Source organism: Butyrivibrio sp. CB08 (genome assembly GCF_003625485.1).
Taxonomy (GTDB): domain Bacteria; phylum Bacillota; class Clostridia; order Lachnospirales; family Lachnospiraceae; genus Butyrivibrio.
On the sequence record NZ_RAIR01000002.1, the window covers coordinates 500624 to 517684 of the forward strand.

Genomic DNA, 17061 nt, shown 5'->3' on the forward strand with positions numbered 1-17061 from the left:
TATTACCTCATCAACAGAAACACAAACCCACAAAAAAAGAAAGTGAGATAAAGATATGAAAAAGAGACATAAGATTCTGGCAGCACTCCTTGCCAGTGCCACAATAGTACTTAGCGGATGCAGCCTACAGGATATTTCAAACTTAAAGTCAGAAGCTGCCGCAGTGATCAGCACCGAGGACAAGACAGTTCCAGAAGATACAGCTGAGCTTGCAAGCTCCATAGGTGACACCACACAAGAAAGCTCATCACAAAGCGCCTCCACAAACGGTAGTACTCTCCTTGATACCTCAGACATGTTCAGCGAAAGGGATCTTGAACAGGAAGCGGATTTAAGTGAAGCCACCTACATGACCTTGGAAAGCGGCGAAGACATCACCATAACTGAAGAAGGCGTATACGTAATAGAAGGAACCGCTAAAGACTCTTCCATAATAGTTGAGGCAGATGACACAGCAAAAGTACAGCTAGTCCTTGAGGGCGTAAACATCACCAACACCGATGCTCCTGCCATCTATATAAAATGTGCTGACAAGGTGTTCATAACAACAACTGATGACAACACTCTTACAGTATCCGGAACCTTTGAAGCAGATGGTGATACAAACCTTGATGCAGTCATCTACTCAAAAGAAGATCTGGTATTTAACGGAACAGGATCTCTTACAATCACTTCAACAGGAAACGGTATCTCAGGAAAAGACGACATCAAGTTTACCGGTGGATCCTACACCATAACCTCCGATGAAGACGCAGTTGAGGCAAATGATTCCATTAGAATCAGCGATGGCTCTTTTACCATAAAGTCAGGAAAAGATGCCCTCCACAGTGAAAACGCAGATGATGACAGCGTAGGCTTCGTATACATCAGCGGAGGAGACTTCGACATAGATGTAGAAGGTGATGGAATCCAGGCAACAACAGTCCTTACGATAGATGGCGGAACAATTGATATAAACGCCTCTGAGGGCATGGAAGCTACTTATGTTCAGATTAACGACGGAACCATCAATATCACAGCAACTGATGATGGAATTAACGCCTCAAATAAGAGCACTCAGTACGACGTAGTGATCGAGATAAATGGCGGAAATCTTACCATCGACATGGGAAGCGGCGATACAGACGCTCTTGACGTCAACGGCAATCTCTACATCAACGGCGGAACAATCGATATCACAGCCCAGTTCGCCTTTGACTTTGACGGCGAGGCAAAGCTTACTGGCGGAACAGTTACAGTAAACGGCGAAGAAGTTACAGAGATCACCAACTCCATGATGATGGGAGGCGGTATGGGCGGAAACGGCGGCCCTGGCGGACAGATGCCAGGAGATGACCAGATGCCTGAAAACGGAGAAAGGCCTGAACTTCCTGAAGGCTTTGACCCAGAGAACATGCCAGAAATGCCGGAAGGCTTCGACCCAGAGAACATGCCACAGATGCCAAATGGCAACATGAAGGGAGGCAGAAATGGCGGCCACTAAAGATGTATTTGAAAGAATCGAGACCAAGTATCTCCTCAGTGAGATGCAGTATCAGGAGCTCATGAGAAGACTTGAGCCCATTGCCAAAATCGACGGATACGGCGAAACGTCTATCCTTAACATATATTATGACACCCCGTATTTTAATCTCATCGAGAGATCCCTTGAAAAGCCGGTGTATAAAGAAAAACTAAGGCTTCGCACCTACGGAACTCCAGAAGATGATTCAAACGCCTTTATCGAGATCAAGAAGAAATACAAAGGCATCGTTTATAAAAGAAGGATCTCCATGTCCTACGAAGATGCCCTCTCCTACCTGAACAATGGCGCCAGGCCGCCAAAGGAAAGCCAGATTTCAAAAGAGATCGACTATTTCCTCCAGTTCTACAAAGGTATAAAGCCAGCCATGGCTATCTCCTACGACCGCATAGCTCTGGCGGGAACTAACGACCCGGAGCTTAGGATCACCTTTGACAAGAACATCAGATGGAGAACTAACGACCTGTCCCTTAAGAGAGGGAATGTGGGAAAAGACATCCTTCTCCCCGGACAGCACCTGATGGAACTTAAGATTGCTGGCGCCATGTCCATGGAGATGGCAAGGATCCTGGACGAGCTAAAGATCAGACAGACAAGCTTTTCCAAATATGGAAGAGGCTATGTTGATTACATGTATGGAAACAGAGATAGAGAAGACGAGGCTCTTAAAAGCAGCAATATAACCGCTTTTAAAAGAGCAGTTTAATGGATGGATTTTTAATAGAAGGAGAACAACATGACTACAGATATCATTTTCGATAGCATTTTAACCACAGGAACAATGACAGGAACTGCATTCCTCACCGCAACTTTCTGTTCACTTATCATCGGCTGCTTCATCGCCTTTATGTATACACTTAAAAACAATTATTCAAAAAGCTACATTATTACGTTAGCTCTTTTGCCTGCCATCGTTCAGGTGATCATCATGATGGTAAATGGCAGCATCGGCGCAGGCATTGCAGTTGCAGGAACCTTCTCACTGGTCCGCTTCCGCTCTGCTCCCGGCTCAGGAAAAGAGATCACCAGCATCTTCCTTGCTATGGCTGCAGGCCTTGCAACTGGAATGGGCTACATCGGTATCGCTGTGATCTTCACACTTATCATCACCCTGGCTAACCACATCCTCTCTGGTATGTCCTTTAAGGGCGTTCGAAACGAGGAGAAGACTCTTAAGATCACTGTTCCTGAAAGCCTTGATTTTGAAGGTATCTTCGATGATATCTTTGCCCGCTACACAGACCGCGCAGAACTTGAAGAAGTTAAGACAACAGGAATGGGAAGCCTGTATAAGCTCACCTACAAGATCTCATTAAAGTCCAAAGCTTCAGCCAAGGGAATGATCGACGAGATGAGACAGAGAAACGGAAATCTAGAGATAACATGTTCAAGACCTGTAATGGTAAGAGCTGAAGAACTCTGATCCATGATACATATAGATAAAATAAAACCCAGAGCCGGTCATTTCCGGTTCTGGGTTTTCATATTTGTAATTACTTAACTACGATATTGACGATACGTCCTGGAACGTAGATCTCTTTTACAATGGTCTTGCCATCAAGCTTGTCAGCGATGAGCTCTTTACCCTTGGCGATAACCTCGTCCTTAGGATCTTCCTTGCCGATAGCAAGAGTAGCCTTAACCTTACCGTTGATCTGAACAGCAATCTCAACTGTATCCTCTACGCACTTAGACTCATCATGAGTTGGCCATGGCTCGAAGGCGATTGTTCCCTCGTGTCCAAGGATCTGCCAGATCTCCTCACCAACGTGTGGGCAGATGCAGGAGAACATCTTGATGAAGTTCTCAGCGTACTCTTTAGGGCAGCTGCCCTCCTTGTAAACTGCATTAACGAAGATCATCATCTGAGCGATAGCTGTGTTAAATCCAAGAACCTCGAAGTCGCTTGTAACTTTCTTGACGGTCTGGTGATAAACCTTCTCAAGGTTTGCATTGCCCTCAGCTGTGATGTTTGAAGGCTCAGTGAAGAAAGTATATACACGATTGATGAACTTTCTTGCACCTGTAACAGCTGTTGAGTTCCAAGGCTTTGATACCTCAAGAGGTCCCATGAACATCTCATAGAGACGAAGTGTATCAGCGCCGTAATCGCGAACGATGTCACTTGGGTTAACTACGAACTCTGGGAAACGCTTACCCATCTTGATGCCGTTCTCACCAAGGATCATGCCCTGGTGTACGAGCTTCTTGAATGGCTCCTTAACTGGTGAAAGACCGTTGTTGTAAAGGAAGCGGTTCCAGATACGTGAGTATAACAAATGTCCAACAGCGTGCTCAGGACCACCAACGTAGAGGTCTACTGGCATCCAGTGCTTAAGAAGTTCCTGATTAGCAAACTCTTTATCGTTGTCTGGATCGATATATCTGAGGAAGTACCATGATGATCCGGCACTACCTGGCATTGTTGATGTCTCTCTAGTTCCCTTAAGGCCGTTCTTGTCGTACTGTTTCCACTCTGTTGCGTTCTCAAGTGGAGCCTTACCGCCGTGGCCCTTGTAATCCTCAAGCTCAGGAAGTACTACAGGAAGCTCTGAATCATCAAGGAACTGAATGCTGCCATCTTCCTTGTATACACATGGAACTGGCTCGCCCCAGTAACGCTGTCTTGCGAAGATCCACTCACGGAAGTGATAGTTGACCTTCTCTCTTGCAACGCCCATATCTACGAGCTTCTTGGTGATAGCCTTCTTGGCATCCTCTACAACCATTCCGTCGAACTCTTCAGAATTCATAAGGATGCAGCCCTTGCCAAGGTAATCCTGCTTCTCGAAAGCATGTCCGGATACATCAACTGTTCCCTCTGTGTTATTGATAACCTGAATAAGAGGAAGGTGATGAACCTCAGCATACTCAAAGTCTCTCTGATCGTGAGTAGGTACCGCCATAACAGCACCAGTACCGTAGCTTGCAAGAACGAAGTCTCCGATAAAGAGTGGAACTTCCTTGCCATTTACAGGGTTGATGCAGTATACACCCTTAAGAGGGCATCCTGACTTGGTCTTGTTAAGGTCTGTACGATCAAGGTCGTTCTTCTTAAGTGTCTCGTTGATGTAAGCCTGAACCTCATCAGGATTCTCAACGCGGTCCATAAGACCCTTAACTATCTCTCCGTCTGGAGCAAGTACCATGAATGTGATACCGTAAATTGTCTCGATACAGGTTGTGAAGATTGAGAACTCTCCGCCACCTACGATCTTGAAATCAACCTCTACACCAGTTGACTTACCGATCCAGTTGCGCTGGATCTCTTTAGTTGACTCTGGCCAGTCGATCTCGTTAAGTCCATCAAGGAGCTCCTCAGCAAAAGCCTGCTGGTCGATAACCCACTGCTTCATCATCTTCTTAACAACTGGGTATCCGCCACGCTCTGACTTGCCATCGATTACTTCGTCATTAGAAAGAACTGTTCCAAGCTCCTCACACCAGTTAACTGGCATGTCGATGTGCTTGGCATATCCAGCCTCATAGAGCTTTTTGAATATCCACTGTGTCCACTTGTAGAACTTAGGATCACTTGTTGCAAGCATCTTGGACCAGTCATAGTCAAATCCAAGCTCCTTAAGCTGCTTACTGAATGTCTCAATGTTCTTCTCTGTAAATCCAGCAGGATGGTTACCTGTTGTAACAGCATACTGCTCTGCTGGAAGTCCAAAAGAGTCATATCCCATAGGATGCAAAACGTTATAGCCCTGCATGCGCTTCATACGAGACATAATATCTGTAGCAGTGTAGCCCTCTGGGTGTCCGGCGTGAAGGCCTACTCCTGATGGATATGGGAACATATCCAGTGCGTAGTATTTAGGCTTACTAAAATCCCAGACATCAGTCTTGAATGTTTCATTGGCCGCCCAGTATTCCTGCCACTTTTTCTCAATCGCATGATGGTTATAAACTTCTGACATAGTTTTGCTCCTCTACTTATTAAAATAGTGCACGTGACTTAAACTCACTAATGATACATTATACAATAACAGTTTCTCATCGGCAAACGTAAAATCTGCGGATTATGAGGCGCTTATAAACTGTGATGAATAGAGGTTGTAATATGCTCCCCTCTTCGCCATCAGAGTCTCATGGTTGCCCCACTCAAGGATTCCGCCGTCGTCGATAAAGAATATCCTGTCAGCGTTCTTGATGGTTGAAAGCCTGTGAGCCACAACAAATGAAGTGCGCTTTTTAAGAAGCTCCTCAATTCCTCTCTGAACCAGGATCTCTGTCTTGGTGTCGATGCTTGATGTAGCTTCATCCAGGATCAGGATCTTAGGATCAGTTAAAAGAGTTCTCGCAAAGGCGATGAGCTGTCTCTGACCATTTGAAAGTCCGCCGCCTCTCTCAGTTATAACAGTGTCGTAGCCCTTCTCCATCTTGTCGATAAAGTCATGGGCATGAACAGCCTTTGCTGCTGCAATCATCTCTTCATCCGTAGCATCTGGTCTTCCGTACTTGATGTTGTCTCTTATGGTTCCGGAAAAGAGATAGTTGTCCTGGGTCATGATTCCAAGCTGACTTCTAAGTGACTGGATTGTAACTTTGCTGATATCGTATCCATCAACTAAAACTCTTCCGCCCTTGGTGTTGTAGAAGCGGCTGATAAGGCTTACGATTGTGGTCTTTCCTGCGCCAGTAGGTCCAACCAGTGCAATGGTCTCGCCCTTCTTAGCCTTAAAGCTTACGTCCTTTAAGATATCTACATCAGGCTCATCGGGATAAGCAAAGGTCACGTTGTCAAACTCAACATTTCCCTCGATCTCAGGAATGTCGATAGCCTTTACTCCATCCTTAACCAGGGGCTCCATGTCCATGATCTCATAAACACGCTCAGCTGATGAAAGGTTTGTTATCAGCTTGTTGTAATAGTTAGCCAGATTTCTGATGGGATTAAAGAACATGCCAAGGTACAGAACGTATGCTGAAAGAGTACCGATAGACTCTGCAGTTACGCCAAGTTTTGTCACAGCCAGGTAGTACAAGGTAGCTGTTCCAAGTCCGCCAGCTATTTCAATAGTTGGGCTGTACAGGTCTGTGATAACTACCGCAGATCTGAAGGCATGGATAACCTCATCAACAATGCTGTCAAATTCTTTGTTTGCCTCCTCCTGCGCGTTAAAGCTCTGGATTACAGACACACCCTCAATTCCCTCGTGGATAAAAGCTGTCATGTTGGAGTCTTTCTTTTTCCACTTCTGCCATCTCTTGTGGGCTAATATCTCACAGAAATACAGACCACACATGATGATCGGGATAGCTACTGCCGCTGAAAGTGACAGCACTGGGCTCTTGATGATCATGATAGTCAGGATCACCACAAGGCTCACAGCCTCAGGAACCAGGTTTGTAACTGTGCTTGAGAGTACCTCTTTTAGCGCATTTACATCACCTGTAACTCTTGCCAGGATCTTGCCTGAAGGTCTCTGGTCAAAAAAGTCTACTCCCAGCTCCTGAATGTGGATGTAGAGCTTTCTTCTGATGTTCATGATCATGTTGTTTGAGATATCAGCCATCATGCGCCTCCAGATCCTGTTAGCGCCGTAGCTTAAAAGTGCCAGGACTATCATGACTCCTGCCATGATAAAGAGTCCCTTTACATTTCCATTGAAGATCTCGTCGTCAATTACTTTTTCAATCAAAAGGGGATAAACAGTTGATATTGCTACAGTCACAAGGATCAGCAGCGTAACAGCTACGATCTTCCCCTTATATTCAAGGAGGTTAGCAAGAAGCCTCTTAAGGACATCAAGCTTTAGGGTCTCCTTTAATTCTTCATCTTCTCTGGTGCTGTTAATAGCCAATTTCACGCACCTCCTTTTTAGCCTTAAACAAGTTGCCTGTTACATGTGGCTGCAAATTATTCGCCTGCAGCCATGGCGTTTCGGTAGTCACCATACTGAGCTTCGTAGGTGCTGTAGTAAAGTCCCCTTCTTGCGATAAGCTCTGCGTGGGTTCCTCTCTCTTTTACCGCTCCGTTCTCAAGTACGATGATCTCGTCGGCGTCCTTAACAGAAGAAATTCTGTGGCCGATGATGATCTTGCTCATGTCCTTCTTTTCCTGGAGCTCTTTCTGAATCGCAGCCTCAGTCTCCATATCAAGGGCTGATGTTGAATCGTCAAGGATAAGCAGGTCCGCTGTCTTGGCAAGAGCTCTCGCAATTGAAAGCCTCTGCTTCTGACCGCCTGAAAGACCAATTCCCCTCTCTCCGATGACCGCATCGTAGTTATCTGTGATCTTCTCAACGAACTCAGTAGCGTGAGCGCTCTTTATAGCAGCCCTTACTGTGTGCTCGTCCATGCTGTCCTTGCTTCCAAGTCTCACATTTTCAGTGATGGTATCAGAGAAAAGAAATACATCCTGAGTTACCACTGATGAGAAGGCCCTTACATCTGCAAGAGTCATTCTCTTTATGTCTTTTCCACCGATCTTGATGGAACCTTCTGATGCGTCGTAGAATCTCTCGATGAGGTTTACGATGGTGCTCTTTCCAGCTCCGGTAGCTCCCATGATTCCTAAGGTCTTTCCCTTTGGAATGGTAAAAGAAACGTCCTTAAGGATCTTCTTTCCTTCCATCTCGAAGCTTACATCCTCAAAGGAGAGCTCGCCCTTTCTGCCAGTATATCCGTGATAGGCATCGGAAAGCTCTTTTTCCAGAGCCTTCTCTGAAATAACACGGGCCTTGATCTTAGGGTCTGTGATCTGTGCCTCAGTCTTAAGAACCTTGTTGATCTTCTTGTAGCCAGCCAGTCCCTGAGAAATAAGAGACAGCATCCAGCCAAGGTTTTCAATAGGCCACACAATGCTCAATGAGTAAGAAACAAATGCAACCAGTGTTCCATATGTGATACTTCCCTTGATCGCTGCATATCCGCCGATGGCTACCACAAAGGTCTGCATGATCTTTGGAATAACTTCAAGGAGCGGATCTGTATCCGCCAGGTCTGACGCAAACTTCTTGTTGGCATCTGCGTAGGCCTCATTCTTTTCGTCGAACTTCTTAAGCTCTGAGCCTTCAGCTGAGAAAGCCTTAACTGTCCTGACTCCTGAAATATTCTCCTCAACCACCTTGGTGAGAGCAGCGTTCTTTTCACTGATGTCGTCGTAGTCCTTATCAAGCTTCTTCTCAAGGTGAAGAGCTATATAAGCAAGTGGTGGCATGAATACCAGTGGTACAAGGCTCAGCTTCCAGTTGAGAGTCAGCATACACACGATGACTCCGAAAAAGTAAACTGTAGCTTCAGTCATGAGCATTCCCACAAATCCTGTAAGATCCCATACTGATCCGGCGTCGTCCTTGACCCTTGCCATAAGTTCGCCTGTGTTTGTCTTGTCAAAATATCCTTTGTGAAGGGAGAAGATATGCTTCATCATATCCTTACGAAGGCCAGAAGCCACGCGGCATCCGGACATATCGCACAGGAACTCTTTTACAAACTGGAAAAAAGCCCTTCCAAGACCAGCTGCTGCAAACAGCAGGATGTCCCTTCTGAATATCTCCATATTTCCTCCCACGATTACATCATCAACCATGGAAAGAGTGATAAATGGTACGAGAATGTCCACCAGGGTACTGCACACAAGACAGATCCCTCCGATGGTGTATCTCCACCAGTTTTTGATTATGTACTTTTTCATTACTTTTCACGTCCTCTCACTGCGCAGTATGTAATCCCCTCTGCGCTGATGCAAAACCAATAGATGTCATTTTCGGAAACAAAAAACGATAGGAAATCCTATGGAGATCCTATCGCATCATTATGCCCGCAGTCTGGCGCCTTATCTATCTGCAGATATAAAAATAGCGTGATCTCCACATGTGGAAACCACGCTGTTAATACACACGAGTACACTTATATCAAGCAAACTCCAGCGAGGTAACCACAATATCCCTATGTAGCACGTTCACGTTGCTTCTCATTTTCATAATTGCCATTGTGTTTACCTCCTTTCGTAAATTTGTTTTTGTTACTGTCAATACAATAAGCCTAATTGATCATTATTGTCAACAAGAAAAGAAAAAAAATGATACCAGGGGGATAGTTACCACACTAAGGAGTGTGGACAGGGCCACGCCCTTGGCGGCCAGTTTGTAGTTGCCTCCGTACTGCTGGGGAAGCATGGCGCACATGCTGGCTATTGGGGTTGCAAGCATAATGAAGCAGACCTGAAGAAGCATCTTGTCCCTGACGAAAAGGCCAAGGAGGAAGATTCCGATAGCCGGAACAATAGTCAGCTTGATAAGAGAAAAGAGCCAGAGTCTCACATCGCTAAGCATCTCTTTTAGATCGATCTGAGTCAGTGACTGTCCTATTACCATCATGCTAAGAGGAGCAGCCACGCTGCCAAGACTCCTGGCACTGCTGACAATAAAGCTTGGCATTGGAATGTGGGCAATATAGATGGTCAGTGATATCAGGCAGGAAATGATCCCAGCATTCAAAAACTTTGAAAACTTAAGTCCTCCCTTGAAGGCGCTTTCTCCGCGAAGAGCTGCGATTCCGTAGGTGTAGATCAGGAAATTAAATGGGAACTGGAAAAGAGATCCGTACAGAACAGCTTCGTCTCCGTAAGCCGCCTGAAGGATCGGAAGCCCCATAAATCCTATGTTGGTGAAGATGGTCATCACCCTGTAGACACTCTTATCCTCAGAAGGAACTCTTACAAGTGGCAAAAGCACAAAAGATACAGCGATCAAAAATGCGTACACAAAACCTGTCAGCAAAAATGCAAAAGCAAGGTCAGATCCCCTTATGGCACTCTCTTCATTCATTCCCGCAGCCAGGATCATGGCTGGTGTTGCCACATTTACTACAAGCCACGAGAGGTTCCTGGCAAATTCGTTTGTTATGAATTTCTTTTTGCCACAGACAAAGCCAATACCTATCATGACAAAAAGAACTATCATCTGCTGTACTAAAACCATATAAACTCCTTAAATAAGACCAAAATTCTTAAGAACAATTATCCAGGTAAAGATCGTAACTATGGAACACAGCGTAGTTACAACCACTATCTCTCCCGCAAGATCTGCGTCTGCGTCCATGCTCTGGGCCATGGGGAATGAGGCTGCTGCCACTGAGGTTGCGAACATCGCAAACACTGAAAAGAATTCAACCGGACCATAGTGAAGCTGCGCCATGATAAATGCAATGATGGCCGGGACCACAATGAGCTTGGTTGTTGTAACCGCCGTAATAGCAAGGGCGTTCTTTTTAAGGTTAGAAAACTTAAGGGTTCCACCAAGAACAAACAGAGCCATTGGTGTTGCAAGACCTGAGAGCTGGGCGATTGGATTTGCCAGAGCCTGCGGCATGGTTATCGGGAGCATGTTAAAGATGGCACCTGCAATAGCGCCCACAATAAGCGGGTTCTTCAAAATATTTTTGGTAATGACAGAAGCTGAGACCTTGCCACCTCTGTAATACTCCAGAACAATAACAGAAAAGATGTTGTACATGGGAACAAGAAATGCCACAAGAATACTGGCCTTGGCACTGGCTTCATCACCAAGTACATTGGCTGCAAGAGGAAGAGCAAAGAGCACGGAATTACTCCTGAATATGTCCATGCTGATAACACCTCGCCTCTTGTTGTCCTTAACAAAGACTGGAACAAGGAAAAAAGCAAGGGCTGCGACCGCAGTTGTAGCCACTATGGCAAATAGCACATAGGAAGCTCCTGACATGGTGCTAAAATCTGCCTTGTACAGGTTATTAAACATGATAAATGGGAAAAAGACTCTGAAGATAACTCCGTTGAGTTCCCTAAGAAATGACTCTTTTACAAGACCTGTCTTGTTGGCGATCATACCAATCAAGATGTAAACCATAAATGGTACAACCGCATTTGTAGCAATAATGAGGTTTTCCATACCTCTCCTCCCGATCTTCCAAAAAACTTTCTAATAGTTATACCATACAAAAGAGCCCCAGACTAGGTCTATATAAGGTAATATTTTTATAATCAAACTATGTATAAAGGTACTATATTATCAAGATATAGTACCTTTTTTATATATACATAATATATGGAATATGGTAATATATATAATATGATAATCAATCTTTATGGATGGATAACAGATGAATTATGTAAAGGTATATACAAAGACATACAGAGATAATTCAGCCAGGTACATAGAGCTGCCATCTCTTTTGATAGAGCAAGACGGAGAGACGCAGATATTTGAACAGCTACTGCGCTATCAGATCAAGTATAGCCATAAGAGTAGGACTTGGCATAATAAGCTCATACAGGCTGTTGGGCTGCTATTTGATTACATGAATGCCAATCCCAACAACTATGTATCTGCTAAAGACTTCTTTGAGCTGTTTGCAGAAGCGATATATTCAGGCACTATCGATGAAGAAGGGAATGATCCTTCGGGATTATACTGGCTTCCTAAAAAAGCACAGACAGCTACTACCCTACTATCATCATTAAGTGACTTCTCAGACTGGCTGTATATCAACTACAAGACGGAACAGCTTAATCCTTGGAGAGAAGCCACAAGGTATGAGGAACGTCTTAAATATATGGCTCTGATCAACAGAAGTGAGCGCTCATTCTTGGGACACCTTGATGATATCCATGACATTTCTGAAACAGCTAAAACAGTAAGAAATGTTGTAACCCACAAAAACCCTTATGCGGTGAGAAATGGCACAAAGGCTTTTCCAGAGGACAAAATAGAAAAGCTACTTAGAGAAGGCTTTAAGAAAACACGCAAGGGCTATGAATTGGATCTGATAGATGGTTATAACTGGAGAGACATAGCAATCACTATACTTATGCACTACGGAGGTCTGCGTCATAGTGAGCCTTTTCATTTGTGGGTACAGGATGTTATCCCTGATCCAGAAGATCCGGATATGGCAATAGTACGGATATACCATCCATCAGAGGGGAAAGCTCCTCTTGATTTCAAAAATCCAAATACAGGCAAATATGTAACAGACAGGGCTTCATATCTGAAACTAAAATATGGCCTTATACCACGTAATCAGTACGCTTCTTCCAACAAGAGGTTTGCAGGATGGAAGAATCCAAGACTTGATGATGAGGACAATATGTACATGAATGTATATTGGTTTCCAAGAGAAGCTGGCTACGTGTTCATGTATGTATGGAAAAAGTATTTGCAGCAGCGAATCAGATATGGCATTAAGGACACCCATCCGTTTGCGTTTGTGTCATTTGATCCAAGATATCTGGGTGAGATGATGCCTGTCAGAACACAGACAGAAGCTCACAACAAAGCCTGCGAAGCAATAGGGCTTGAAGTATCAAAGTTTAATGGAACCAGTAATCATGGTCACAGACATTCTTATGGTCAAAGGATGAAGAATGCAGGCATAGACAAGAAAGTGCGACAGGTTGCTATGCACCATAAGTCAGAAGAATCACAGAATGTTTATACTGAGCCTACAGTTACAGAGGTCACAAGTGCGCTCAGTCAAGCTACAAGCTCGTTGGAACGCGGCATAGCGCTTCCGATGAAGACAGAGATAGATTCATGGTATGAGGAAGAAAAGAAAATCACTAAGAAATACATAATGGGGAAGAAATAAGTTATGGCATATGATAACAAGACAAAATATAAGATCATTGAGGAGATGTGTAACGGCAAAACAACCAGTGATATCCAGCGCGAATATGGCATTAGACCTTCAACATCAATGAATTGGCTTCGCTCTTTTGCTGAAAACGGCCCGTTTAAAGGAGATAAACTCACACCTAAAGATTACGCTTGGCTTGAAAGGCTACAGGAATCTGCAAAGAAGCGCGAACTTCAAATTCGCCAGCACGGAACAACTACAAATGAGAGCTTTGAATGGCTACTGGAATATGATCCCAACCTTGCCGAATGGGAAGCTTATACTGAGGAATGGATAAAAACAGTTGTTAGAGCAAAATCACTAGCATTAAATGCTTTATCCAGCTTCTTTAAAAAATACATAATAGCAATGAATCTGACACGCTCTGTTCAAGAATTTGTTTCAAAAACCTATGAAATACCCGATTTCTACGAGATTATTTTTTCTGAACGAGAAAGCCAACGCACTGCCTTGTTAGATGCTAAAAAGCTCGTTGCTTTTATCGACTGGATACTTGAAGAAAAGTTTTCTGTTGAAGATGATTATGGCAAGAAGCTAATACCTGCTGAGTTTCACAATCCATTAGAGCAGTATCTGCCAGACCATATAGAACGTTCTAACAAAAGTGAATCAGATAAGAATGTACTGCCTTATCGCTATATAAAGGAACTTCGCAATCTCCTTGTTCCTTCTGATGCAACGCACTTTAGAGACTTGACACTCGCGCAGGAGCTTACAGATTCAAAAGCAAAGGGTGGCGATTGGTTCATCGTTGACAGACACTTGATTGATAAAAATGATCCTGACTGTGTTTTCAGAAAAAGAAAAGCATCACCTTATGAGATAAAAAACAAAGGCTATAGCGAATATGTTTACGAAATGTGGTGTCCTGCAAGAACTATCTGCTTATTGACAAAGCTGATGCTTCCAATCCGTACATACCAGGCAAGAATGCTTGATAGCGGTGAAATGGATACTTTCAAATATATTCAGAAGGATAAGTATAAATATGGTGAATGGGTTATAAACGATTCTCCTTTATCACAGGGAACCGAAAGAAAGCCTTGTGAAAAAGGTGTTTTGAGAAAGTTTATTGATCCTACAACAAACCTCGAAATGACAGGTTTTTTTATCAATACCAACAAAACTGCGGACATCAATAAAGATGAAGCTGATAAAGGCTACAACATGCCATGGCAGTATGAGGAAATGCAGTATTGGCTCGCAAAGTTAAGAGACTGGCAGCAAAAGTACAATCCTATCTCAAGACCTACTGCATGGACTGAATTGACAGTAAATCAATTAGGACACACAAAAGACATAGGAATCCTAAAAGCTATGGGAACGGCTGCTTTCCTGTTTAGAGATGCTGCAAGTGAAAACAAACATCTACCATTAAGATGGCATGCATTAGAAAAACCTTTATGGTACAAACTGCTCCAATGTCTTGAACAAAAAGTAAATAAGAATGCAACTACCGAAGCTGAACAAAATCTAAAGTTTGTTCATGATGATTCAGACGAAACTACTTATTATCCACTTCATTCGCTTCGAGTATCTCTTATCACAGCATTTGCTCTTGAAGGCGGTGTACCCATGCCTGTTCTTTCCAAGTGCATAGCAGGTCATGCAAGACTTGTAATGACTCTGTATTACACAAAAATGGGTATCTCCTACATCACCGATACCATGAAAAAAGCCGATACAGAGATACTAAAGCAGGATCAGGAATCATTTGAGAGGTTTATCAGAGACGCAAAGTATAAGCAATTAGAAATAGGCACTGCTGTTAATGATACGGCTGCGTATGATGCTGTCTTAAACGCTCAAAAGTCAAAGGCAAGCATTGTTATGTCGGACAAAGGAATATGCCCTAAAGGCTGCTTTGGATGTGATACAGGCGGAACTTATGTAAATGATGATACTGATAAGGTAACATACGGCCCAGTGCAGGGATATCCTGCTCATAACTGTGTCCGTTGCAGATGGTTTATCACAGGCCCCGCCTTCCTACCGGGACTTGTAAATCATTTCAATGTATTAAGTTATGAGATGGCTGAAACATCCAAAAGAGTTACCAGGTATCAGAACGAAACTGAGGAACTGGAAAACAGTAAATACGAAGCTGAACAGCATGGGGAGATCTTTGAACAGTACGAAGACCTCCTTAAGTATGAACAGCTCTTACAACAGGAACTACAAAAGGGTGATGATATAGCAAACAATCTAAACGCTACACTCAGGCTTATTGATAAGTGCCAAAAAATATCCAAAAGTGGTAACGACAATGATTCAAACTCAACGCAGCTTGTACCTGTTGGAACAGTTCAAGATGTTGGTTTTCTACTTGAAGCAGAAGCTGATGAGATGCATCAGTTACAGGCAATATGTAACGGAGCAGAATTGTTCCCAGAGACAGATGCAAGTAAGGCTTTACTAAAAAGGTCACAGATAATAGACATGACGCTGTTGTTCAACAAAAAGCAGCCAGTAATGTTCACCTTGTCTGAGGAAGAACAACTCCTTGCAGGAAATCAGTTTATGAGGCTGCTTATTAAAAGAGCCGGAAGCCTTAAGGAGGCAATTCCCTACGCTATCGGCAGAAAGAAGCTTGAAGAAATCGGCATTCATAACGAGTTTGAAAAAGAACTGAAAATCATGAGATATGACGCACCTTTAAAGCTTCTATCTACTAATAATGATGCCTAATTTGAGAGGTAATAGAATGAGTAATATACATCCAGACGAATTATACGAACAGCTATGTGAGAACGCTACAAGCAGAAAGAAGAAAACACTCACTCTTGTGCATGAAGTGTGCAAGAAGCAGAGTGAATCAGATGTAAAAGACTTTTCTCTTGGTACTATTGCTGGACTCATGGCTGATAAAGGAGGTTTAAGTGAGCAGGCTTTGCGAAACAAAAACGCAGAGCCTTACAGACTCCTTATCAGTAGGTGGGCTGAGTATTCTAATACAACCACCAAAAAGCCCAAGAAAAAGGCTATAACAACGCTTAACGATGAGATACTATCACAGATCTCTGAGCCAACCGTCAAAGCTCTTGTAGGCATGATAATTGCTGAAAACAAGAAGCTCAAAAACGAAAACAACATGCTCAAGAATCAGACCTGCATCACCATAGATATGCGTAATCAGAAAAACGCCACTTCTCCAAACTCCGATGCGGTTGTAGTATCAGCACTTGATGATCTGACCGAAACGGAGATCAACGCTTTAAGGGATGCTGTTTCTGAGAGATTTTTCAAGGAACGTGGCTGGACTGCTGACGAGCAGGGACGAGTTAAGGAAAAGGGATATCCAGTATATAAAACCGGATATGTTACGGCTATAAAGAAGATACTTGAAGAATTATAGTCAAAAAAAAGAGCATTTATAACCATAAAGTTATAGATGCTCTTTTAGTTTGATTATATAGTTTGATTATATGTAATCAAACTATTTTCCGCTTAATATAAGGCTTTATTGATATTTATTATACTATTTACCTTATATTCACTAGGTCTGGAGCTCTCTAAATCTTGATTATTTTTACTGAGTTTAAACGGCCACAATTGTAAGCTTCTGGGGCTCAACATTTCTGATCTCACCCTTTCGGCCTCTGCAGACAATGCCCTTTTCAATAACGATCATGGTGGCGTGAGCCTTCATGGCGTCACCAATCTGCTTAACTGCTGCCTCATAGTCCTGAGGTGTCATGGGAATAACGTAGTCATGATTCATATGCTCTGTAGATATAACTGCGGATCTGAATCTGGGAACATACCTGATACCATAGAAGGTACATATCTCAGTATTCAGCATTCCACTGTTGTCGGAACACTGCATTGAAATATACATAGTCACACCTCGCTTCCCACAATAAAATATATATCTCTACTAAATAATGATAATATATTTCACCCCACTTTGT

At 43.4% G+C, this 17061-nt stretch carries 12 protein-coding genes; 6 read left to right on the forward strand and 6 right to left on the reverse strand.

What is annotated here, in order from left to right; translation table 11 throughout:
• The first annotated feature begins 55 nt into the window (after positions 1 to 55).
• Genes D6855_RS05800 through D6855_RS05810 form a run of 3 tightly spaced genes read left to right on the forward strand, consistent with a single transcriptional unit; the run spans position 56 to position 2945 of the window.
• Positions 56 to 1483, forward strand: a complete 1428-nt coding sequence (locus D6855_RS05800; RefSeq protein ID WP_120738974.1) for a carbohydrate-binding domain-containing protein — start codon at positions 56 to 58, stop codon at positions 1481 to 1483.
• The gene (locus D6855_RS05805; protein ID WP_120738976.1) at positions 1470 to 2228 is read left to right on the forward strand and encodes a polyphosphate polymerase domain-containing protein; all 759 of its coding nucleotides are present in this window, start codon (positions 1470 to 1472) and stop codon (positions 2226 to 2228) included. Before D6855_RS05800 ends, D6855_RS05805 begins: the two co-directional genes overlap by 14 nt.
• Positions 2229 to 2258: 30 nt before the next feature.
• On the forward strand, positions 2259 to 2945 hold the full coding sequence (locus D6855_RS05810) for a DUF4956 domain-containing protein (protein WP_120738978.1): 687 nt from the start codon (positions 2259 to 2261) through the stop codon (positions 2943 to 2945).
• A gap of 70 nt (positions 2946 to 3015) precedes the next feature.
• On the opposite strand, the gene leuS is transcribed toward D6855_RS05810, so the two are convergent.
• The 5 genes from leuS to D6855_RS05835 all read right to left on the reverse strand — a co-directional run bounded on the left by leuS (position 3016) and on the right by D6855_RS05835 (position 11403).
• On the reverse strand, positions 3016 to 5445 hold the full coding sequence (gene leuS / locus D6855_RS05815) for a leucine--tRNA ligase (protein WP_120738980.1): 2430 nt from the start codon (positions 5443 to 5445) through the stop codon (positions 3016 to 3018).
• A 102-nt stretch (positions 5446 to 5547) separates the two neighbouring features.
• Positions 5548 to 7332: an ABC transporter ATP-binding protein gene (locus D6855_RS05820; RefSeq protein ID WP_120738982.1), complete on the reverse strand. Its 1785-nt coding sequence runs from the start codon at positions 7330 to 7332 to the stop codon at positions 5548 to 5550.
• Between the two features lie 56 nt (positions 7333 to 7388).
• Entirely contained in the window at positions 7389 to 9167 is a 1779-nt protein-coding gene (locus D6855_RS05825; RefSeq protein ID WP_120738984.1) for an ABC transporter ATP-binding protein, read from the reverse strand.
• Positions 9168 to 9534: 367 nt separating this feature from the next.
• On the reverse strand, positions 9535 to 10455 hold the full coding sequence (locus D6855_RS05830; protein WP_120738986.1) for an AEC family transporter: 921 nt from the start codon (positions 10453 to 10455) through the stop codon (positions 9535 to 9537).
• Positions 10456 to 10464: 9 nt separating this feature from the next.
• On the reverse strand, positions 10465 to 11403 hold the full coding sequence (locus tag D6855_RS05835) for an AEC family transporter (RefSeq protein WP_120738988.1): 939 nt from the start codon (positions 11401 to 11403) through the stop codon (positions 10465 to 10467).
• Positions 11404 to 11614: 211 nt separating this feature from the next.
• On the opposite strand from D6855_RS05835, the gene gmtY reads away from it, so the two are divergent.
• From gmtY to gmtX, 3 genes are read left to right on the forward strand one after another with little or no spacing between them, the layout of a single operon-like run.
• Positions 11615 to 13102: a gamma-mobile-trio recombinase GmtY gene (gene gmtY / locus D6855_RS05840; protein ID WP_120738990.1), complete on the forward strand. Its 1488-nt coding sequence runs from the start codon at positions 11615 to 11617 to the stop codon at positions 13100 to 13102.
• 3 nt (positions 13103 to 13105) lie between these two features.
• Positions 13106 to 15838, forward strand: coding sequence for a gamma-mobile-trio integrase GmtZ (gene gmtZ / locus D6855_RS05845; protein ID WP_120738991.1), 2733 nt, complete (start codon positions 13106 to 13108; stop codon positions 15836 to 15838).
• A 16-nt stretch (positions 15839 to 15854) separates the two neighbouring features.
• Positions 15855 to 16505 carry a gamma-mobile-trio protein GmtX gene (gmtX, locus tag D6855_RS05850; RefSeq protein ID WP_120738994.1) on the forward strand — a complete coding sequence of 217 codons (651 nt, stop codon included), beginning with the start codon at positions 15855 to 15857 and terminating at the stop codon, positions 16503 to 16505.
• Between the two features lie 183 nt (positions 16506 to 16688).
• On the opposite strand, the gene D6855_RS05855 is transcribed toward gmtX, so the two are convergent.
• Positions 16689 to 16988, reverse strand: a complete 300-nt coding sequence (locus D6855_RS05855) for a hypothetical protein (RefSeq protein WP_120738996.1) — start codon at positions 16986 to 16988, stop codon at positions 16689 to 16691.
• Positions 16989 to 17061 lie beyond the last annotated feature (73 nt).

Coding starts and splice junctions, on each gene's coding strand:
- D6855_RS05800 (WP_120738974.1), top strand. CDS start 56: ATGAAAAAGAGACATAAGATTCTGGCAGCACTCCTTGCCAGTGCCACA.
- D6855_RS05805 (WP_120738976.1), top strand. CDS start 1,470: ATGGCGGCCACTAAAGATGTATTTGAAAGAATCGAGACCAAGTATCTC.
- D6855_RS05810 (WP_120738978.1), top strand. CDS start 2,259: ATGACTACAGATATCATTTTCGATAGCATTTTAACCACAGGAACAATG.
- leuS (WP_120738980.1), bottom strand. CDS start 5,445: ATGTCAGAAGTTTATAACCATCATGCGATTGAGAAAAAGTGGCAGGAA.
- D6855_RS05825 (WP_120738984.1), bottom strand. CDS start 9,167: ATGAAAAAGTACATAATCAAAAACTGGTGGAGATACACCATCGGAGGG.
- D6855_RS05830 (WP_120738986.1), bottom strand. CDS start 10,455: ATGGTTTTAGTACAGCAGATGATAGTTCTTTTTGTCATGATAGGTATT.
- D6855_RS05835 (WP_120738988.1), bottom strand. CDS start 11,403: ATGGAAAACCTCATTATTGCTACAAATGCGGTTGTACCATTTATGGTT.
- gmtY (WP_120738990.1), top strand. CDS start 11,615: ATGAATTATGTAAAGGTATATACAAAGACATACAGAGATAATTCAGCC.
- gmtZ (WP_120738991.1), top strand. CDS start 13,106: ATGGCATATGATAACAAGACAAAATATAAGATCATTGAGGAGATGTGT.
- gmtX (WP_120738994.1), top strand. CDS start 15,855: ATGAGTAATATACATCCAGACGAATTATACGAACAGCTATGTGAGAAC.
- D6855_RS05855 (WP_120738996.1), bottom strand. CDS start 16,988: ATGTATATTTCAATGCAGTGTTCCGACAACAGTGGAATGCTGAATACT.